Source organism: Pseudomonas sp. GW456-L12, assembly GCF_059424045.1.
Genome location: NZ_JBWKZA010000007.1, coordinates 47,995 through 68,500, shown reverse-complemented (window position 1 = coordinate 68,500; position 20,506 = coordinate 47,995). Strand labels below are relative to the sequence as shown.

Below are 20,506 nucleotides of genomic sequence, written 5' to 3'. Positions count from 1 at the left end.
AGGGGATTGCGCAAAACCTGTAGGAGCGAGCTCGCTCGCGATGACCGCAAAGCGGTCGACTCCACTAATGCAACAAATCGCTGTCGAGCACCTTCGACGAGCCGTCCAGCACGCTCTCGCTGAGCTGGATGAACTCTTTGGTGCTGACACGCTCCAGACGCATCACCGCCCGGGTCACGTCATCCAGCGAACGCTTGTTGCGGGTCTTCAGGCGGATCTCCCGATCCAGTTCCTGCAACAGCAACACCGCCCTGGCCACCACCGGCGCGTCCACCTGTTCGCCACGCAGGCTGCTGACGCCGTGGCCGCTCTTGGCCAACCGAGTCTCCTGGGCCTGGTAACGCTCGTCGCTCATGCCGCCGGCGCGGCGCATCAACTCTATGGCGTAGTACTCCGCCAGGCCCTCGCCGATCCAGTCGCTGCGCTCGCTGTCATTGATCCGGGCAAAGACCTGGATCACTTCGCGCAGCAGCGGGCTGGTGCCGCTCTCGCTGACCAGCGGCAGGCGGCTGTGCAAGAACAGCGAATCGTGCCCGGCCAGGCTGCCGCGCCACATCGGGTCGGCCGCGCCGACGATCAGCAACTTGGTTGGATGACGGGGAAAGGTCGCCTGGATCTGCGGCCAGACGAAGGTCAGCAGGGTCAGCACATCCATGCGCCGCATGCCCTGCCCTTGCGGCGAGGCTACCGTGACTTCGGTCTCCCCCAGCCGGGTGCGGCGACTGCCCAGGGCGCCGGCCAGCATCCAGCCGGTGGGCCGGTCGAACAGGCGCGCGGGATTATCGATACGGAAACGGTTCTTGCCGATCCGCGGCCAGGCGGTTTCCACGCTTTTCCAGCCCGCGGGCAACTCGAACTCCAGGCGCGACACCAGCTCGATGCCGTCCTGCTGGTCGAGCTTCGCCGCCGGCACCAGCGTGTCGCCACGCAACAAGGCCCAGTGCGGGGTCATGCGGCTGTCGAAGCTGTCCTTCTTCAGGCTGTGGCTGATCCGCACCCGGTAGCTCAGGCTGGCCTTGCCGTCGGCCGGGCGCCATACGCCGCGCTGTACCGCGGGAGGCTTGGCCGCCCCGGGCTGCCATTGGCCATCGGCCTTGAAGTCGCTGTAATCGCCATGCGTGCCCAGGTCGAAATCCAGGCTGCGCACCGCCGCGCCGTCCGCCAGGGTCAGGCGCACCTCGGCCTGGTCGCTCTGCGGCAACAGGCGCACGTGGTAATCCAGATCGACTTTTTTCGCCGCCCACCCCGGCGCACTGAGCACCAGCAGCCAACCGGCCAGCGCCAGCCTTGCCCCCACAGCCATACACACTCCTTCGTGAAACAACCTTGAACGCGAGCGCGGCGTACCCTCAGCCGGCGCGGAAAATCAGATGATCTTCCCAGTCTTCCTCGGCCACGCTGCCTTCGGCGAGCATGCGTCCGGATTGGGAAATACGCTCGTGGTGCACCGCGTCGCGGTCACCGCACACCAGATGGTGCCAGAGCGGCAGGTCCTTGCCCTCGCTGACCAGGCGATAACCGCAGGTCGGCGGCAGCCATTTGAACTCATCGGCTTTGCCCGGGGTGAGCTGGATACAGTCCGGCACCGAGGCCCGGCGGTTGGCGTAGTCGCTGCACTGGCAGGTCTTCAGGTCCAGCAGTTTGCAGGCGATGCGGGTGTAGTAGACGCTGTTGTCTTCTTCATCCTCGAGCTTCTGCAGGCAGCACAGGCCACAACCGTCGCACAACGACTCCCACTCCTCCTGATCGAGTTGTTCGAGGGTTTTGCGGATCCAGAAGGGTTCAACTTTGGCGGCCATGGCTCAGGTAATCGGTATCGGACAGGGAAAAGGCCGCCAGTCTAGTGCCCAAGGCCCCGCGGGCCAAGCGCTGGCGACTGTCGGTAAGGCACTACTTGTCAGGTGGCATGCGGCGCAGTAGCTTTGCCTGTCGCAAAGACCCACGTCCGCGTGCCATTAGCGCTCGACCGCGTCGCACCGGTGAACCGCCCCAGGGTCAGGACAAACCTCATTGCCCAGTTCAACTGCGCTCGCCGGTTTATCCACCTTTCATTCTCAAACGTAGCCAGGAATCTCTGTCATGAGCACCAATCCCCGCGTTGCCGAGTACGCCATTCACCCGCAGTTCACCGAGCGCTGGTCGCCGCGCGCCTTCACCGGCGAAGCCATTCCCGAGGAAACCCTGCTGAGCTTCTTCGAAGCCGCGCGCTGGGCGCCGTCGGCCTACAACTCGCAGCCGTGGCGCTTCCTGTATGCGCGCCGCGACACGCCGAACTGGGAACGCTTCCTCGGCCTGCTCAATGAGTTCAACCGTGGCTGGGCGCAGCACGCCTCGGCCCTGGTGATCGTGATCTCGAAAACCACCTTCACCGCGCCTGGCGCCAGCGAGGAAACCCCGGCCCTGTGGCACACCTTCGATACCGGTTCGGCCTGGGGCCACCTGGCCCTGCAAGCCAGCATCAGCGGCTGGCACACCCACGGCATGGCCGGGTTCGACCAGGAGCTGACCCGCAAGGAGCTGAAGATTCCAGAAGGTTATGCCCTGCATGCCGCCGTGGCCGTCGGCAAGCTGGGTGACAAGGCGAGCCTCGCCGAATACCTGCAGGCCCGCGAAGAGCCAAGCCCGCGTCGCCCGCTGAGCGAAACCGCGGCCGAAGGCGATTTCAGCCTGTAAACCAGCAACCTGTAGCCGCTGCCGCAGGCTGCGATCGCCCACAACGTGGGCGCAGGATCTTGAGATCGCTGAAGTCCTTCGGACTTATCGCAGCCTTCGGCAGCGGCTACAGAGTCTGTGTTTCACCTCAATACCCCCGGGTGAAATCCACTTCGCCACGCAACGCCGTGTCGGCCTGATAGGCCCGCAGGTTGTCGATGAACAGCTGCGCCATCAGGGTCGGCGAGGTCGGCGCCGAACTGTGACCGGTCAGCAACAGGCCCCAGGCGGTCCAGAACGGATGACGCTGCGGCAGCGGTTCCTGGCGGCAGACGTCGATCACCGCCCCCGCCAGATGCCCTTCCTTCAAGGCTTCCACCAGATCCGCATCGACCACAGCGACCCCGCGACCGACATTGATGAACAGGCCGGTCGGCTTGAAACGCTTGAACAGCGCCGCGTCGTACAGGTCATGGGTGTGCGGGGTGTTGGGCAGCAGGTTGACCACATAATCCACCTCACCGACCAAACGTCCCAGGTCCGCCAAGGCCGCCACTTCGATAAACGGCGCCTGCTCCCGGGCTTCGCTGGCGATGCCGTACAGCTCGACGCCGAACGGCAAGAGGAACTGCGCCACGCTCTGGCCGATATCGCCCGCGCCGACGATCAGCACCTTGCGCCCGGCCAGGCTCTGGCCCGTGCGGTTATCCCACTTGCGCTCGACCTGGCTGACCAGGCGCGCCAAGACTTCGCGCTCGTGACCGAGCATGTAGGTGAGCACGTATTCGGCCATGACCTGGCCGAAGATCCCCACGGCGCGGGTCAGCCGGTAATGGCGTGGCAGGCCATCGGCAAGCAGCGGCGTGATGCCGGCCCAGGTCGATTGCAGCCACTGCGGCTGGTGGCCCTGGCGCAACAGGGTGGCCAGCAGGTCCGGCTGGCCGAGCCAGACCGGGCAGTCCGCGGCCAGCTTCGACAGCTCGGCGGAATCGCCGCTGGTGAGCACTTCCAGGTCAGGTGCCAGCTGACGCAACAAACGGGCATAAATAGCGTGATCGTGTTCGGCAATCAGAACGCGCATGGTTCAAACCTTACAAAACGGTGCAGGCAGCCACCGACGGAGTATCGCTCCATCGATCGCGGCAGCCGCCAGATAGAATCAGTTCCATTTTCAACGATGCCCCGGACAGGGCATCTACAGGTGTCCGTCAGACCGGATCATTACGGCGCAGCAGCTCTTCGGGCAAGTGCTCGATGTACTCGTCCTCGGTCGGTGGCATCTGCAGGTGGTAACCCTGCTTCTCAAGGTTTTCCAGCACCTGGTGGATGTCCTCGCGCGACAGCTTGCGCTCCGGGCTCAGCACCAGGTCGAAGGCGTGCTGCGGCTTGCCGAACGCCGCCAGCAGGTTTTCCGGCACGCGCTCCAGGGCATCGCTCTTGAGCACGTAGAGGTACATCTCATTCTTGCGCGGGCTTTTGTAGATCGAGCAGATACGTTTCATGGCTGTTCTCCGGCGGTGGCCAGGCTGTCGAGCAGCGCCTGGCCCATCAATTCGCGGCGCCAGCCACGCAGCGAATCGGGCAATTGGTAGGGTCCGTTGGGGAAGCCGCTCTTGAGCAGGCTTTCCAGGGTTTTCTTGCGCAGCATCAGTTCCGGGGCGATGCCCAGGCGCTCGGCTTCGGCCTGGCCCACGGCGCGCAGGCGCTTGAGCAGGGCCGAGGCTTCCATCGGCAACGGCTCGGGGACGGCCGGCGGCCACTGGTCGGGGCTGACGCTGGCGGCACGCTTGATCAGGCCCAGCAGGAACTCGCCGTCCTGACGCACGGTGCGCGGGTGCATGTCTTCGATTTTCGCCAGGGCGCCGAGGTTGTCCGGCTGGCTCTTGGCCAACGGCCACAGCGAGTGCTCGCGCACGATCCGGTTGCGCGGCAGGTCCCGTGCCCGTGCCTCACGCTCGCGCCAGGCGCAGAGTTCACGCAGCACCGCCAGTTGCGCACGGGACAGTTTCCAGGCCAGCTTGGCCTCGCGGTAGACCTCATAGGGATCGACTTCGCGGCGCAGGTTGGCCACCAGCTCGGCGCCGTCTTCCAGCACCCAGTTGTATTTGTCCTCGGACAGTTTCGGCCGCAACCGAGTGAACACCTCGGCCAGGTGCACGGCGTCTTCGGCGGCGTAGCTGACCTGGGTTTCCGACAGCGGACGCTGCAGCCAGTCGGAGCGGGTCTCGCCCTTGGGCAACTCGATGCCCAGCACTTCCTGGACCAGCCGCGAGTAGCCCATGGAGAAACCCAGGTTCAGGTAGGCGGCCGCCAGTTGCGTGTCGAACAACGGTGCCGGCAGGCTGCCGGTCAGGCGCAGCAGGACTTCGAGGTCCTCGCTGCAGGCGTGCACCACCTTGACCACCGCGCTGTTCTCCAGCAAGGCCGCCAGCGGCTGCCAGTCGTCGATGGTCAAGGGGTCGATGAGGTAAGCGCGCTGGCCATCGCCGACCTGCAACAGGCCGGCGATCGGATAGAAGGTGTCGACCCGCATGAATTCGGTGTCGAGGGCGACGAATGGCAGCTTCTGCCACTCGGTGCAGAATTGACCGAGGCTATCGTTGTCGCGAATCCAGTGAATATCGATGGCCACACGGCTCTCCCTTGAAGAATGGCGCGCAGTATATATCGCCCTCGGCGATTTCTGAGCATTCACTCGACAAGAGCCTGCGCGAAATCGGCGCCCGGGCCACAAGAATAGTCCGAACGCCGTCGGCTACCCCTGTTTGCGCAGGACGTAAACCCGCCAGGCGGCGCAACCGGGAATGAAATCCTGGTGGCTGAGCACTTCGAACCCAGCGTCCTTGAACTCGGTCTCGACTCGCGCCCGGCTGACGTCCATGCGTGGAGCACGCTGCAATTGCAGGGTGTCGTTGCCCTCCAGCCGGTCGCGCATGACTTTCAAGCGACTGTCGATGCGCACCGCGAGGATCACCGAGTCGCGACTGACCCGATGGAATTCGCCCAGCAACGCCAGGCGCGCCTCGCTGCTGGCGACATGGGGGAACAGTTGCAGGCAGACGATGCAGTCCACCGCGTTGGCCGACAGGCCGATGCTGAACGACGAACTCTGGAAAGTCCTGACCCGCCTGAGCAGGCTCGCCGGGTGATGGGTCTGGGCGTGGTTGAGCATGTCCTGGGACGGGTCCGCCGCCAGGATCACCCGATTACTGTGCTCGCCCAGAACCGGCCAGAAGCGCCCTGCGCCGCACGCAAGATCGAGAATCAGCCCCGGCTCGCCCGCCACCTTCAACGCGCGGCGAACCAGCCACTCGTCGCGCCACAACGACAGGCGCCGCCCCAACCCGAGCGGGCGCTCGTCGCCACAGACGCGCGCGTGCGCCTGGTCATAACGCCTGGCGAACTCGAGCTCGAGGGGGGATGGAGGGTGCGCGGACATGGATCTACTGGCTCTTGTAAGTCTTGGATGAAAAACAGGTTACCGCCCCGATCGTGAAAAAAAGGTCGAACGCCGATCAAGGCTTCATTGCCGCGCCAGCACGCCGTCGACCACGCTGCCCCGGCAGCCGGCGAACAGGTCCAGGTCGGGCTGGTAGACCCGGCTGTCGACCTCCAGCAGACCGAGCATCGAGTGGAACAGGTTGTCCTGGCTCAGCGGTTTTTCCCGGCTCAGTTGCAGGCAATGGGTGTCCACCGAGAAGGCCTTCTGATAGCTGTCCGAGAACCAGGCCAGCATCGCCACATGTTTCTGCTGCGACGGCGCGAGCATGTAGGGCGTGCCATGCAGGAACAGGTTGTATTCGCCCAGGGACTCGCCGTGGTCTGACAGATAGAGCATGGCGGTATCGACCTTGTCCTGGTTGCTGCGCAACAGGTCGATCAGGGTCGCCAGCACATGGTCGGTGTACAGCAGCGTATTGTCGTAGCCGTTGACGATGCTCTCGCGGCTGCAATTGTTCAGGGCGTTGCTCTGGCACACCGGGGTGAAGCGCTCGTATTGCTTGGGGTAGCGCTTGAAGTATTCCGGCCCGTGGCTGCCCATCTGGTGCAGGACCAGCACGGTGTCCTTGTCCAGGGTATCGATGAAGTGCTGCAGGCCCTGGAGCAGGATCTCGTCGCGGCATTCGCTGTTGGCACAGAGCGCCGGGTCCTTGAGTTTGCTGACGTCGTCGAGGGTCACCCGGTCGCAGGTGCCCTTGCAACCGGACTGGTTGTCCCGCCAGATCACCTCGAGCCCGGCGCGCTTGAGCACGTCCAGCAGCCCTTCCTCGTTCTTCGCCTTGCTGGCGTCGTAGTTCTTGCGCCCCATGTTGGAGAACATGCAGGGCACCGAGACCGCGGTCTCGGTGCCGCAGGACGACACATCGGTAAAGGCGATCAGGCCGTTTTCCTGGCTGAGTTTCGGCGTGGTGTCGCGCTCGTAGCCCAGCACGCCGAAGTTCTCGGCCCGGGCACTTTCGCCGACCACCAGCACCGTCAGCGACTTGCGCGCATGGTTTTGCCAGGTCGGATTGCGCTGGGCATCTTCCCCAATCTTGACGAAGGGCTGGCGCGCCGAAACCACTTGCTCACGCAGGTAGCCGATGGAAGCGCCCACGTAGTTGCTCGGCACTATCATCAGGCGCAATTCATGGTGATTGCGAAACAGCGAGGCCAGCCCCTGATAGTTGGCCAGGGCTACCCCGCCAATGGCCGCCGCGCACATAACGGATACCAGCAACTTGCTCAATAACTCGCGGTGCCAGCGACGATAATTGATCGGGGCTTTCCACAATAACCAGGAAGGCAATAGACCCAGGAACAGAATATAAGCAAGCAACTTCAGGGAGAGTAAGTCACGCACTTCCGTTGCATTGGTTTCGGCGAAGTTGCGAAACATTCCGGCATCTATCAGCACTCCGTACTGGCTCATGAAATAAGCCACGCCGGCACTGACCATAAACAATAAAACCAGCACCGGCTTAAGTATCCGGCGAAACGCCAGCCAGGTCAGGATTAGGTTGAAGGCACAGAAGATCATCACCCCGAAAGCCACGCGCATGGCAATGCCGCGGGTGTCCGAGGCGGTAATGCTAAACAGGTGCTGCCAGAGCACAAAGTTGCAGCCAAGCAATAAAAAGGCGCAGGCAATCAACGTCACCCATTCGGGACGCAGGGGTTTGATGTTTAGCATGACGATCGACTTGTTCCTTGAAAGAAGTGCGTCGTCAGGCCTGTTATTCAATGACCGCCCACGACAGCACGAACTTTAGGTAGCCGACCATCAACGTTTCGTGAAAAAGAAGCCAACAAATAGTTGGATAGCCCTTTGCCAAAACTTTTTTCGGTGAAAACGACCCGCGCGCACTGGCGAGCGATGCGCCTTGCCCCATTCGGGTCGGGCGCAAATAATGAGCCGCCCTCGGCCACTCCCTCGTCATCAAGGATCGACCGCATGAAAGCACGCCTTCTGCTCTGCTCGCTGCTGACCCTCGGCGCCCCGGCCTTTGCCGCGCCAAGCACCTCGCACCTGGATCAGGTCATCGAACGCGGACACCTGAACGTCTGCACCACCGGCGACTACAAGCCTTACACCTACCTGCGCGCGGACGGTGCCTATGAAGGCATCGACATTTCGATGGCGCAGTCCCTGGCGCAAAGCCTGGGGATCGAGGTGAAGTGGGTGAAGACCACCTGGAAAACCCTGATGCCGGACTTCCTGGCGAATCAGTGCGACATCGCCGTGGGCGGTATTTCCGTGTCCCTGGAGCGGCAGAAGAAAGCCTTCTTCAGCGACACCCTGGGCGTCGACGGGAAAATCCCCCTGGTGCGTTGCGCCGACAAGCAGCGCTACCAGACCGTCGAGCAGATCAACCAGCCTTCGGTGCGCCTGATCGAACCGCCGGGAGGCACCAACGAAATCTTCGCCCGGGCCCACCTGCCCAAGGCCAGCCTGACCCTGTTCGCCGACAACGTGACCATCTTCGAGCAACTGCTGGAGAACAAGGCCGACGTGATGATCACCGACGCTTCCGAAGCGCGCTTCCAGCAGAAACTCAAGCCGGGGCTGTGCGCGGTGAACCCCGAGCAGTACCTGCAATACAGTGAAAAAGCCTTCCTGTTGCCACGGGACGATGTCGCCTGGAAAAGCTACGTCGACCAGTGGCTGCACCTGAGCAAGGCCACCGGTTTCTACAGCGGCGTGGTCAATCAGTGGCTGGCGGCGCCCACGCCCTGAGCCGTCAGCCGCTCGCGAAAAGCAGTCATCAGCAGCTCGCGAAAAGCCTGGCACGCGGCGCTGCGATAAGCGCCCTTGCGCCCCAGCAGCGCCACGCTGCGGGGCGCCAGGGGCGGTTGCAGGATCACCGGCCTCAGGCCCGGCTGCTCCTGGGTGATGGCCAGCGGCAGGATGGTCGCCAGTTGTCCGCGGCGAACGATTTCGACAATGGCGCCGATGGAGTTGGCTTCGATGGCGATGCGCGGCGTCATGCCCTGCTCGCGGCAATAACGGTCGATATGCTGGCGGGTGGCGAAATCGCCGCTGAGCAGCACCAGCGGCTGCCGCTCCAGCTCGGCCGCCGTCAGTTCCCGCGGTAGCTCGGGCTGCTGCTCGCGGCTGACCATCAGGCTCAGGCTCTCCTCGAACAACAGCTGGCTGTCGATGTCCGGCAGGTGCTGCCCGGCAAAGGCAATGCCCAGGTCCAGTCGGTCTTCGGCCAGGGCCGCTTCCAGTCGGTCCTGGGTCATCTCTTCGAGGCTCAGGGCGATCCCCGGATACCGCTGGTTGAAACGGGTCAGCAGCGGCCCCGCCAGGTAAGTGATGAACGTCGGGGTCATGCCCAGGCGCAACGAGCCGCGCCGCAGATCCTGCACGTCATGCATGGCGCGCCTGGCGGCCTCCAGGTCCTGCAGGGCCAGCCGCGCATAACGCACATAGGCCTCGCCGGCGTCGGTCAGGCGCACGGTGCGCCCCGAGCGGTCGAACAGCGGCGCGCCGAGGCTGTCCTCCAGTTGCCTGATCTGTTGCGACAGCGTCGGCTGGGACACGTGCAAAGCTTCGGCGGCGCGGGTGAAGTTGCCGTGCTCGGCGACGGCCAGCAGGTAACGGATATGACGTAGCAGCATGGTGTCTCCAGGCCAGGACCGCCAACTATAGGCAGTACTTATGGCCAGCATAACAAGCCAGTCTTGGACGCTATAGCTGAAATTTCCCATCCTTGCGCCATCAGCGATGCAAGGAGAACCACCATGCGGCACATCATCGACGGCTTTCTCAAGTTCCAGCGCGAAGCCTTCCCGAAACGCAGCGAGCTGTTCAAGCAACTGGCCACCACCCAGAACCCCGGCACCCTGTTCGTCACCTGCTCCGACAGCCGGGTAGTGCCGGAACTGCTGACCCAGCAGGAGCCAGGCGATCTATTCGTGATCCGCAACGCCGGCAATATCGTGCCCTCCTACGGGCCGGAACCGGGCGGTGTGTCGGCCACGGTGGAGTACGCGGTGGCCGTGCTCGGAGTCAGCGACATCGTGATCTGCGGGCATTCGGACTGCGGCGCCATGACCGCCATCTCCACCTGCAAATGCCTGGACCATCTGCCGGCGGTGGCCAACTGGCTGCGCCATGCCGAGTCGGCCAAGGTGGTCAATGCCGCCCGCAGCCATGCCTCGGACGAAGCCCGCCTGGATGCCCTGGTGCGGGAAAACGTGATCGCCCAGTTGGCTAACCTGAAGACCCATCCCGCGGTCGCCCTGGCCCTGGAACAGGGCCGGCTGAACCTGCACGGCTGGGTCTACGACATCGCCAGCGGCGCCATTGCCGCGCTGGATGGCCCAAGCCAGGGCTTCGTGTCCCTGGCAGAACACCCCGACGCCTGCGCCTTGGTCGGCAAACCGCGGCACGCGGCTTGAACGCTCTCTTTTCAACGACCCTTTTTCAACGACTCGTTCAACAACCGTTTCACCATCCCAACGAGGAACTCGACATGCTGCAATCCCAATTCGCCCAAGCCCCACGCCTGGCCCTGGCCGACACCATCATCGACGCCAAGGCGCGTAAGAACCTGTCGTGGCAACAGCTCACCGACGGCACCGGCCTGAGCCTGGCGTTCGTCACCGCCGCCCTGCTCGGCCAGCATGCCTTGCCGGCCGCGGCCGCCGACCTGGTCTGCAGCAAGCTCGACCTGGACCAGGACGCCAGCCGCCTGCTGCAAAGCATCCCGTCGCGCGGCAGCATCCCCGGCGGCATCCCCACCGACCCGACCGTGTACCGCTTCTATGAAATGCTCCAGGTCTACGGTTCGACCCTCAAGGCACTGGTCCACGAGCAGTTCGGCGACGGCATCATCAGCGCCATCAACTTCAAGCTCGACATCAAGAAAGTCGAAGACCCGGAGGGCGGTTCCCGCGCGGTGATCACCCTGGATGGCAAGTACCTGCCGACCAAGCCGTTCTGATCGCCCGAGGCCCGCGCACCGTCGCGGGCCTCTGTAGCCGCTGCCGCAGGCTGCGACCCAGGTCGCAGGACTGGCCCGGGCAACGTGGTGCTTCCGGCAGACCGCGTGCGCAGGTTTGGGGGGCTGCTTCGCAGCCCAGCGCAGCCTGCGGCAGCGGCTACAGGTGTTATTTGATTTCTAGATAGTCCTGCACACTTTCTGATTTGCTCCGGCCACGCCCCTCCCCGCCTAATCAGCGCCTGAATTGTTCAAGGTCTGGTTATGGAAAACGTTCGCGCGACAACCCGCCCCGTCTTCTGGCTGATGCTCAGCGTGACGCTGGTGGCCTTGAACCTGCGGCCGTCGATGGCCGCCGTCGGCCCCTTGTTGTCCGGGATTCGTGGCGATATCGCCCTGAGTTTCAGCGGCGCCGCGCTGCTGACCATGCTGCCAGTCATGGCCATGGGCCTGGCGATGTTCTTCGGCGTGCGCATCGGCCAGCGCCTGGGCGACCACCGCAGCGTGGTGATTTCGCTGCTGGTCATTGGCCTGGCCACCCTGTCGCGGCTGTTCCTCGATTCGGCCGCCGAACTGATCCTCAGCGCCGTGCTCGCCGGCCTCGGCATCGCCCTGATCCAGTCGCTGATGCCGGCGCTGATCAAGTCGCGCTTTCCTGACAATGTCTCGCTGTTCATGGGCCTGTACGTCACCTCGATCATGGGGGGAGCGGCGGTCGCGGCGTCCTTTGCCCCGCTGGTGATGAGCCGCACCGGCAGTTGGCGGCTGGGCCTGGCGATCTGGGCGGCGCTGGCGGTCCTGGCGCTGCTGTTCTGGTACGCGCAACGGGCGGCCATGCCGAAACTGCCTGGCGCCGCGACGCACCACGAATCTTTTGCCGGCAACCGTCGCGCCTGGCTGCTGGCGATCTTCTTCGGCCTGGGCACGGCGTCCTACACCTGCGTCCTGGCGTGGCTGGCCCCCTATTACGTGGAACAGGGCTGGAGCGAACAGGACGCCGGCCTGCTGCTGGGATTTCTCACCGCCATGGAGGTGATCTCGGGCCTGGTGACGCCGGCCATCGCCAACCGCAGCCAGGACCGTCGCCGGGTGCTGGTGGCCTTGCTGGTGCTGATTATCAGCGGCTTCTGCGGGCTGATCCTCAGCCCTCGGCACCTGAGCCTGCTCTGGCCGTGCCTGCTCGGCCTGGGTATCGGCGGGTTGTTTCCCATGAGCCTGATCGTGTCCCTCGACCATCTGGACCATCCGCGGCGTGCCGGTGGCCTGACGGCCTTCGTGCAAGGCATCGGCTACCTGATCGCCGGCCTGTCGCCGCTGCTCGCCGGGATCATCCGCGACCGCCTGGGCAGTTTCGAGTGGGCCTGGTGGTCGCTGACCGCGGTCATGGCGCTGATGATCCTGATGGTCCTGCGCTTCGATCCGCGGCACTACCATCGCCATTTCCAATGACCCGGGGAACGCGCTCATGAAACCCGCCAGCTTGCTCAACGCCCATCTCGGCATGCTGCTGTGGGCGGTGCTGATCGCCGCCTCGTTTTTTGCCGCGGCCCGGGTCAGCCAGGCCATCGACCCGCTCCTGCTGACCGGCCTGCGCCTGCTGCTGTCGGCCTTGATGTTCGTGCCGGCGCTGTGGCTCAACGGCGCGTTCCGGATCAACCGCGCCGGGCTGCGGGCACATGGGATGCTGGGCCTGTTGCTGGCGATCTATTTCGCTTCGCTGTTCGAGGCGCTGCGGCATACCTCGGCGGTCAATACCGGCATCCTGTTCGCCCTGGTACCGCTGCTGACCCTGCTGTTCGAGGGCCTCCTGCTGAGCGACAACCCAGCAAAAAACCGCCTGTTGCCGATGCTGCTGGCGGCCGCCGGGGCCACGCTGCTGACCTTCAGGGGCTCGGGCCCCGAGGGCATGCCGTCGCTCTACGCGGTCGGCGTGTATGGGGTCGGTTGCCTGGCCATGGCCTGTTATTCGCCGCTGAGCCAACGGCTCAAAGCCACCAGCCTAAAAGATCGCGGCCCGGCCGCCATGACCTTCTGGAACATGCTGTTCGGCGCGCTGTTCCTGTTCGCCTTCTGCCTGCCGGGCGGTGGTTGGCGCAGCGCCATGCTGTTGACCCTCGACGACGGCCTGTGGCTGCTGTACCTGGCCTTGTTCGCCACCCTGGCGACTTTTTGGCTGCTGCACCGGGCCATCGGGGTGATCGCACCGGCCACGGTCATTTCCTACATCTACCTGAGCACCCTGTTCATCACCCTCTTCCACTGGTTCGTGCTGGGCCGGCATCCCTTGCCGGGCGAGCTGCTCGGCGCGCTGCTGGTGGGCCTGGGCATGCTCGCCCTGATCCTCGGCAGCCGCCGGCCAGTCCCGATGCCCGGTTGAAGGCGCAACACCAAGGGACAAGCCGCTACGCGCCGCGCCACACCGCACAGGTCGTGTTCTCGGAATTAATTGTCCCTTCGCTATCCGTGAAACCCCGGGGCAAGGATTCAATTAGGACGATCGTTCCGTTAGCATCAGGCAGGTTTGCGCACGACCGCGCGAGGTGCTCAACGAGACGGAACTGATGCTGAACAGTAACTTGCTTAGAAAGCTCGATATGCAGGACCTGATGGTGTTCGTCGCCGTGTACGAGCAAAGCAGCGTGACCGGGGTCTCGGAAACCCTGTGCGTGAGTCAGTCGACCGTCAGTTACTGCCTGAAAAAACTGCGCACCGGCTTCGAGGACGAGCTGTTCATCAATACCCGCACCGGCATGCGTCCGACCTACAAAGCCAGCACCATGTACAGCCATGTGCTGAAGATTCTCGAGAGCATCAACCTGTGCCATTCCGGGGTCCAGGCTTTCGACCCGACCCGCCAGGCCGTCACCTTCAATGTCTGCGCGCCGGAATATTTCGAACTGCTGATCCTGCCGCGGCTGCTCAAGGGCTTCGACTTCGCCGACCTGCCGGTGACGGTCAACGTGCACAAGCTGGAAACCGATATCCCCGCCGAGGAACTGCGCGACGGCAGCCTGGACCTGGTGATCTGCTTCGGTCCGAACTTTCACCACAACCACCCCGACCTCAAGTCGCAGGTGCTGCTCGAGGATGACCTGGTGTGTGTCTTCGACAAGCGCGCGACGCCGCCGCTGGAGCCGCGTTTCAGCCTGCAGTCGTTCGTCGAGCGCCGGCACGTCTACCCCACGCCCTGGACCTCGACCACCAACATGGTCGATGGCTGGCTGGCCCGCCAGGCCCACCGGCGGCAGATCGTCGCGCGCTCCAACAGCTACAGCGCGGCGCTGAAAATGATCACCGGCACCGACTTCATCCTGACCCTGCCGCGGCGCATCCAGGCACTGCTGACCAACGACGCGGTGTTCAGCCATTGCGAAGCGCCCAACGGCCTGCCGGGCTTTACCCTGGACATGCAATGGAGCGCCCACACCGACCAGGACAGCGCCAACACCTGGTTCCGCGAGCAGGTGGTCAAGGTCTGCGCGCAGCAGGGCCTATTGTAGATTCAGGCCCTGCGGCATTCCGGCTCAGTGACCGATGCTGAGCTTGCCGTAGGACTCGCGGTCGATATCCAGAATCTCCACCGCCAATTGCAACTCGACGCCAGCCGGCCATTCACAGAGTTCCTGCAGCACCGCCAGCAGGCTTTGCGAAAGCTGCTTCTTGATCTCTGGCGAACGCCCGCTGAGCAACGACAGCTTCACATGCACGAACGCCCGCTCGCCGAGGCCGGTGCCGACGCGAAACGTCTCGACCTTGCGCGCGCGGCTCTTGATGTCGTATTCAGCGAACTGCCCGGACGCCACCAATGCGTTGTTGAACCGCAGCAAGGCCTTGTCGGCATCCAGTTGCGGCAGGTTGGCGGTGTATTCCATATGCAGATGAGGCATGGCGGAGCTCCCTGAAAGGTGGGGGTGAAAAGGCGCTCCATACTACACGCCCCGCGACCGCCTGCCTGAGTCCTCTACCAAGGGATAAGAGATTCAACGCGCCTTGAGCGGCGCCAGGTCGCGGTCGCTCATGAACGCCTCCAGCCGCGAACGCAGCCAGCGTTCGGCCGGGTCGGTGTCGACATGGCTGAGCCAGACCATGGACAGGTCCAGGGTCGGGGTCTTGAACGGAAACGGCTCCTGGAACAACTGCCCCGACGCCGCCATGGCCACCGCCGTGTAGTCCGGCAGGCTGGCGATCATGTCGGTCCCCGCCAGCAACGCCGGCAGCGAACTGTACTGCGGCACCGACAACACCACATGGCGCTGTCGGCCGATCTCGGCCAGCCATTCATCGGCAAAGCCGCTGACATTGGCCGTGTGCGACACCAGCACATGCGGACGGGAACAGTATTCGTCGAGAGTCAGTGGCGTGTCGCTGGCATCGGCGCGCAACACGCTGGGCTGGATATGTCGCAGCAGCTTGCGCTTGGCATTGGCCGGCAGCCCACGGGTCTGGCTGATGCCCACGGTGATGTCGCCGGCGGCCAGCAGGTCCGGGATCCGCCAGTAGTCCGCGTGCTGCACCACGAACACCACCTTCGGCGCTTCCTGGCGCAAGGTTCGCAGCAGCGGCGGCAACAGGCCGAACTCGACGTCGTCGGACAAGCCGATGCGAAAGGTCATGGTGCTGCTGGCGGGATCGAAATCGTGGGTCAGGCTCAGGGCCGAGGACAAGGCATCCAGCGCCGGCGACAGGTGCTGGATCAGCTCTTCGGCGCGGGCGGTCGGCTCCATCCTGTGGCCCACGCGAATGAACAGCGGATCGTTGAAGATCGCGCGCAAGCGATTGAGCGCCGAACTGATGGTCGGCTGGCCGAGAAACAGCTTCTCCGCCGCCCGGGTCACATTGCGCTCGAGCATCAGGGTTTCGAACACCACCATCAGGTTGATATCGGCCTTGCGCAGTTCGTTGCGATTCATCCGCGTGCTCCATCCCCAGGTCGGAGCCCAGTGTAGAAAGGCCCCGCAACGGCGTCTATCGCCATCGAAGGGGCTTGGTTCAACCCTGAATGACTCAGGGGAAGGTAAAGGTGAACTCCGCCGCGCCATCGGCATCGCCGACCTTGACCTCGGCATCGCTGCCGGTGCGGATGTAGCCGGCCCGCAGCGGGATGATCGCGCTGTCGCCCACCCGTTGCATGTCGTAGCGGGTGCCGTCGTATTTGACCCGCTGCCCGTTCAGGTCGTTGATCATGATGATGCCGAAGCCCTTGGCGCTGTTGGGCGAAGCCGCCAGGTTGAGCACCGACGGGTCGGTATGAGCGGCAACTTTGTCGGTGAAGGTGATCTGCGGCCTGGCATTCAATGCGCACTGGCTCAGCTCGATGCGAAACGGTACCGGCGACGAAGTCGAACCCACCTTGGGAAAATTGGCCAGGGAGAAACGCCCGAGCTTCACCGGTATGGTCCTGTACGACTCCACCACACAGGTGTTGGGAACGGTGATCCCGCCTCCCCCGCCCATATTGATGATGGCGGGGCCCATCAAGGAGTAGGGTTTGCGGCAGATGCCGATGGGCATGTTGTCGTTCGGAATGGTGACCTCCCCTCCCAGGCTGGCCACACCCTTGAGCAGGTCGACCGCATACAGCATCAGCCCCGAGCTGCCGGCGACACGGTCGATCACCAGCTCGCCGCTGGGCAACTGGCTGGGGGGCACCGTGAGGATCAGCGATTGCAGATAGTTGGTCACCATCAGCGAACGCTGGTTCTGGCCTGCGCCGGGGTCATAGATAACCTGGTTCTTTTCCAGCGCTACGGGCTTGGACACCTGGGTGATATTCCTGAGGACGCCGTCGGAGGAGTTCACCGCGATCTTGAAACCGATACCGTCGATGTTGGTCGGGGCGATGGCGTCGGGCAGCGGCGTACCCGCGGTCCAGTATCCGGCAGAGACCAGCTCATGGGCCTTGTTACCCGTAGCCCCGCCATATCGGTAGTTGGTGATCAGGGCCACCGGTCGTTGCCACAGGACGGAGCCTACCGGCGTGGTGCTGGTCAACGGCGTCACTTCCACCCAGGGCCGGCCGGCACCGTTACTGAACGAGCAGTCGATCGCCTGGCTCTCCACCAAGGCGGCCTGGGCCGTCGCGCCGATCAAGCCCGGGAGCAGACAAGCCAGTACCTGGGCACTGCGGTAGAACCGACGTACGTGGCCGGCGGGCCTCAACGCCAATAGATGGGTCATGGGGCCATTCTCCATGCTCTGCTTGAGCCCGGCCGTGTTGGCCGACCGGGTTTCGTTGCTCATGGAAGACCCGCATCGCGGGTCATCCTGAAAGAGGTGATGAATCCTGAAAAACCGATACGCCATGCCGCGGCATGGCGTATCGGGAACCCGCGATACCTGGGTATCAGCGGGTGGTGCCAAGGGTTACTGGATGGTTCCCAGATTCATGCCGGAAAGTGGTACCTGGGCAGCCTCGCCCAGTGCCGAGTTGTATTTCATCTCGCCATAGTTGACGCCGACCAGGCCGCCGTAAGTCTGGTAGCTCGGGTAATTGGCGTTGATCTTGCCACTGGCCACCGATTGACGAACTTTGCCCATGTTCAGCCCCACCAGGCCACCGAGCCTCGTGTAGTAACCGCCGCTCACCGAGCCCAGGGCCAGGGAGTTGGAGATCTGGCCATGGTTCTGCCCCACCAACCCACCGATGTTACTGTCCCGATCACCGTAGACAGTGCCCTTGGCCGTAGCGGTTTCGATAGTCGAGCCCAGGGTGCGACCGTTGGTACCCACCAGGCCACCCACGAAGCTGTTGCTCCCGGCCCGGACTTCACCACTGGCTTCGACCGAACTCAGGTCACCGTCATTGTTGCCGATCAGCCCGCCGACATTGCTGTTGCTGCCTGCCACGACCTTGCCGCGAGCCACGACGTGGCTGACGGTACCGCCGTAGTTACTGCCGATCAGCCCGCCGGTATTGCTGTTGGCGCCCGCGGTGACATTGGCCAAGGCCTCGGCGGTGTCTATTTTGCCGTAGAAGTTCTGGCCGACCAGGCCACCGACATTGGTGCCCGAAGTGTCGTAGACCGTACCGCTGGTCTTGACGTCGTTCAGCGTGCTGTTCTGGTTGTAACCGATCAGCCCGCCTGCCGAGGCACTGCCGTAGCCGTTGACCTTACCGCTGAAGCTGGACTCCCTGACCGCACTGTTGGTGTTGAACCCGATCAGGCCGCCAATGTTACTGGCGCTGTGACCCTGCACCGTTGCCGAGGAGCTGGACCGCTCGACCGTGCCTGCCTGGTTGTAACCGATCAGTCCGCCTATATTCGTGCCCACATAACTGCACGAGTAGGTACCGACTGAACCGCTGCTGGAAGAGTCGGCGATATAACCGCCCCTGTTGGTACCGACCAGACCGCCCGCACCACCAGCGAAGTTGCGCGCCAGGTACCCGCCGATGGCAACATTCGCCAAACTGTTGGTAATGCTCGCGGAACCCGCACCCCCTGAAACGTTTTCACCGACCAGGCCACCCACCGACGTGGTATAGCTGTTGCCATTCACGTAGGAGTTGCCCCCCACCGACGCGCGATCGATCGCACCGCCAGCATTGAGCCCGACCAGGCCACCCACGACGTTGGTATTCGAGGCGTTGGCGTTGACGCGCAGGCCAGTGGCGCTGACGTTGGTCAGGGTCCCGGTGTTCACCCCCACCAGGCCGCCGATATAGCTGAAGCCCACTCCGGAGGTAGTGCCATTGACGGTCATGTTGGCCAGCTTCAGGTTACTGATACTGCCCGAGTTGCCGGCGAACAGGCCAACCATAGGCCCGGTATTGGTCACCGTGAAACCGCTGACGGTATTGCCCAGGCCATCGAAGACGCCAGAGAAGGTGCCATTGCCGCCAATGGACTTGAAGTTGCCGTAACCCTTGATGTCGGTCCCCAGGACATACAAGCCATTGAGGTTGTTATTGACCGCCTGCAACTGGGCGGTGTTTTGAATGACATCGTAAAGCGCGCCGTTCGAATCGAACGAGGCCCCGGTACCGGACAGAGTGACCTTCGCGTCCTGCCCCAGGGCATAGCCGCTGCCATGGTTCATCCCAAGGCTGGCATTGGCCCCACTGAGGGTCACGTTGCCGTTGAGCCGGATGGCTTTATCGGCATTCATCTCGACCCGGGCCTTGATACCGGTGCCGGCCAGTCCGCCATTGACCTCGATGTCGCGCTTGGAAGACAGCTTCAACTGATTGCCACTGTTCCAGGTGACGGGACCACCCACCACCACATCGCCGGCACTGCTGGCCAGTTCGATGTTGGTGGTCGCCAGGTTGTTCGACAAGGTATCGGCGTAGGCGGTGTCGCTGCCCGATGCCGCTGTCGGATTGACCTTGACCTCGCGTGAGGTGATCTTCCAGCTGCCGGTCTGGCCGTTGCTGGCCTGGGTATTGACCCGGGTCGCCAGTTGCACCTCGGTATTCGCGCCTTTGGTCTCGATCACACCGCCATTACCCACGGCGCCGATGGCACTGGCGGTCATCGCCCCGCCCACCAGCACCTTGCCCATATCGCCGCCATCGAGGGTTATCTTGCCGGCTGTGCCACGCAGGGTATTGGCCTCGATGGTGCCCTGGTTGTTGACCACGGTCCGCAACATGTCGCCGGCACTCTTGGCGGTCATCAGCACCTGGCCGCCGTCAGCCTTGAGCAGGCCACCGTTTTTCACCAGGGCATCCACTGCGGCACCATCGACTTGCAGGTTGAGCAGGTTGTTGCCGTCGAAGTTCACGGTGAACTTGTCCCCCGCGCCCAGTACCACCCGGCCCATTTGCGCCTGGATCACCCCATCGTTGCGAACGTTGGTCCCCAGCAGCGCCACGTTGCCGCCCTGGTCGGCAATGATGTCGCCGTTGTTGATGATCTCCGCCGACGAGTTGCCCGAGAAATTGTATTTGCCGGCCTTGAAGTCATCGTCGCTGATGCTTCGGGTCGAAGCCACCAGACCACCCACGTTGACCTGGGCGCCCTGGCCGAACACTACGCCGTTGGGGTTGACCAGGAATACCTGGCCATTGGCATTGATCCGGCCCTGGATGTTACTGGCATTGGTTCCGATGACGCGGTTCAGCGCAACCGAGCTTTTACCGGGCTGGTTGAAGGTAACCCTCTCGCCCTTTGCGACGCTGAAGTCGTTCCAGTTGGTGATCAGCTTGTCGGTATGCTGGTTGATCGACATTTCCTTGTTATTGTCGAAGATCAGAATATCGCCGGTACCGTGCACCACGGTTCCCCCCGTCGGCAGGGCGAATGCCGAGGACATGGCGCCCGCTCCCAGCAGGCTGACAGCCGCCACGACCATCCCCTTGCGCGCACCCGACTTGCGCCGGCGACGTGCCCCTTCATGAGCCACATTCCAGCATGCCAGGGCCTGGTTCCAAACCAGTGCATACATTTTGTTCACGGTAACGCCCTCTTCACTAAAGAACG

The 20,506-nt window shown here is 63.5% G+C and carries 19 protein-coding genes; 7 read left to right on the top strand and 12 right to left on the bottom strand.

All coding sequences use genetic code 11. From position 1 onward, the window contains the following. Positions 1 to 64 precede the first annotated feature (64 nt). Positions 65 to 1,303, bottom strand: a complete 1,239-nt coding sequence (locus AC07Y9_RS11250; protein WP_102679226.1) for a hypothetical protein — start codon at positions 1,301 to 1,303, stop codon at positions 65 to 67. Positions 1,304 to 1,349: 46 nt separating this feature from the next. Next, positions 1,350 to 1,799 carry a YcgN family cysteine cluster protein gene (locus tag AC07Y9_RS11245; RefSeq protein WP_007926912.1) on the bottom strand — a complete coding sequence of 150 codons (450 nt, stop codon included), beginning with the start codon at positions 1,797 to 1,799 and terminating at the stop codon, positions 1,350 to 1,352. A 280-nt stretch (positions 1,800 to 2,079) separates the two neighbouring features. Between AC07Y9_RS11245 and AC07Y9_RS11240 the strand changes: the two genes are divergently transcribed. Next, positions 2,080 to 2,673 carry a nitroreductase family protein gene (locus AC07Y9_RS11240; protein ID WP_102679227.1) on the top strand — a complete coding sequence of 198 codons (594 nt, stop codon included), beginning with the start codon at positions 2,080 to 2,082 and terminating at the stop codon, positions 2,671 to 2,673. 127 nt (positions 2,674 to 2,800) lie between these two features. Here AC07Y9_RS11240 and AC07Y9_RS11235 read toward each other — a convergent pair whose 3' ends face one another. From AC07Y9_RS11235 to AC07Y9_RS11215, 5 genes are all read right to left on the bottom strand, one after another. Next, positions 2,801 to 3,733: a D-2-hydroxyacid dehydrogenase gene (locus AC07Y9_RS11235; RefSeq protein ID WP_097134527.1), complete on the bottom strand. Its 933-nt coding sequence runs from the start codon at positions 3,731 to 3,733 to the stop codon at positions 2,801 to 2,803. A gap of 127 nt (positions 3,734 to 3,860) precedes the next feature. Then, positions 3,861 to 4,154 (bottom strand): YcgL domain-containing protein, encoded by a 294-nt coding sequence (locus tag AC07Y9_RS11230; RefSeq protein ID WP_102679228.1) that lies wholly within the window; start codon positions 4,152 to 4,154, stop codon positions 3,861 to 3,863. Further along, positions 4,151 to 5,284, bottom strand: a complete 1,134-nt coding sequence (rnd, locus tag AC07Y9_RS11225; RefSeq protein ID WP_007926916.1) for a ribonuclease D — start codon at positions 5,282 to 5,284, stop codon at positions 4,151 to 4,153. Before rnd ends, AC07Y9_RS11230 begins: the two co-directional genes overlap by 4 nt. Before the next feature lie 123 nt (positions 5,285 to 5,407). Next, on the bottom strand, positions 5,408 to 6,091 hold the full coding sequence (locus tag AC07Y9_RS11220) for a class I SAM-dependent methyltransferase (RefSeq protein ID WP_102679229.1): 684 nt from the start codon (positions 6,089 to 6,091) through the stop codon (positions 5,408 to 5,410). 84 nt (positions 6,092 to 6,175) lie between these two features. After that, positions 6,176 to 7,825: a phosphoethanolamine transferase gene (locus AC07Y9_RS11215; RefSeq protein WP_102679230.1), complete on the bottom strand. Its 1,650-nt coding sequence runs from the start codon at positions 7,823 to 7,825 to the stop codon at positions 6,176 to 6,178. A 261-nt stretch (positions 7,826 to 8,086) separates the two neighbouring features. Here AC07Y9_RS11215 and AC07Y9_RS11210 point away from each other — a divergent pair, with 261 nt between their 5' ends. Further along, positions 8,087 to 8,869: a transporter substrate-binding domain-containing protein gene (locus AC07Y9_RS11210; protein ID WP_102679231.1), complete on the top strand. Its 783-nt coding sequence runs from the start codon at positions 8,087 to 8,089 to the stop codon at positions 8,867 to 8,869. On the opposite strand, the gene cynR is transcribed toward AC07Y9_RS11210, so the two are convergent. Next, positions 8,842 to 9,756 (bottom strand): transcriptional regulator CynR, encoded by a 915-nt coding sequence (cynR, locus tag AC07Y9_RS11205; RefSeq protein ID WP_102679232.1) that lies wholly within the window; start codon positions 9,754 to 9,756, stop codon positions 8,842 to 8,844. The genes AC07Y9_RS11210 and cynR overlap by 28 nt on opposite strands. A gap of 123 nt (positions 9,757 to 9,879) precedes the next feature. On the opposite strand from cynR, the gene AC07Y9_RS11200 reads away from it, so the two are divergent. From AC07Y9_RS11200 to AC07Y9_RS11180, 5 genes are all read left to right on the top strand, one after another. Further along, positions 9,880 to 10,539, top strand: coding sequence for a carbonic anhydrase (locus AC07Y9_RS11200; protein ID WP_007926930.1), 660 nt, complete (start codon positions 9,880 to 9,882; stop codon positions 10,537 to 10,539). A gap of 74 nt (positions 10,540 to 10,613) precedes the next feature. Further along, positions 10,614 to 11,084, top strand: coding sequence for a cyanase (gene cynS, locus AC07Y9_RS11195; protein ID WP_009042607.1), 471 nt, complete (start codon positions 10,614 to 10,616; stop codon positions 11,082 to 11,084). A 261-nt stretch (positions 11,085 to 11,345) separates the two neighbouring features. Continuing rightward, positions 11,346 to 12,530 carry a cyanate transporter gene (locus tag AC07Y9_RS11190; protein WP_102679233.1) on the top strand — a complete coding sequence of 395 codons (1,185 nt, stop codon included), beginning with the start codon at positions 11,346 to 11,348 and terminating at the stop codon, positions 12,528 to 12,530. A 16-nt stretch (positions 12,531 to 12,546) separates the two neighbouring features. Further along, positions 12,547 to 13,458, top strand: a complete 912-nt coding sequence (locus tag AC07Y9_RS11185) for a DMT family transporter (RefSeq protein WP_102679234.1) — start codon at positions 12,547 to 12,549, stop codon at positions 13,456 to 13,458. A gap of 184 nt (positions 13,459 to 13,642) precedes the next feature. Next, entirely contained in the window at positions 13,643 to 14,581 is a 939-nt protein-coding gene (locus AC07Y9_RS11180) for a LysR family transcriptional regulator (RefSeq protein ID WP_102679235.1), read from the top strand. A gap of 24 nt (positions 14,582 to 14,605) precedes the next feature. On the opposite strand, the gene AC07Y9_RS11175 is transcribed toward AC07Y9_RS11180, so the two are convergent. From AC07Y9_RS11175 to AC07Y9_RS11160, 4 genes are all read right to left on the bottom strand, one after another. Then, positions 14,606 to 14,968, bottom strand: a complete 363-nt coding sequence (locus tag AC07Y9_RS11175; RefSeq protein WP_007928850.1) for a 5-carboxymethyl-2-hydroxymuconate Delta-isomerase — start codon at positions 14,966 to 14,968, stop codon at positions 14,606 to 14,608. Between the two features lie 93 nt (positions 14,969 to 15,061). After that, a complete protein-coding gene (locus AC07Y9_RS11170) occupies positions 15,062 to 15,991 on the bottom strand; it encodes a LysR substrate-binding domain-containing protein (protein ID WP_102679236.1) in 930 nt (309 codons plus the stop codon). A gap of 94 nt (positions 15,992 to 16,085) precedes the next feature. After that, positions 16,086 to 17,321 (bottom strand): fimbrial protein, encoded by a 1,236-nt coding sequence (locus tag AC07Y9_RS11165; protein ID WP_256580901.1) that lies wholly within the window; start codon positions 17,319 to 17,321, stop codon positions 16,086 to 16,088. A 123-nt stretch (positions 17,322 to 17,444) separates the two neighbouring features. Continuing rightward, positions 17,445 to 20,480 carry a two-partner secretion domain-containing protein gene (locus tag AC07Y9_RS11160; RefSeq protein WP_102679237.1) on the bottom strand — a complete coding sequence of 1,012 codons (3,036 nt, stop codon included), beginning with the start codon at positions 20,478 to 20,480 and terminating at the stop codon, positions 17,445 to 17,447. Positions 20,481 to 20,506: the final 26 nt, after the last annotated feature.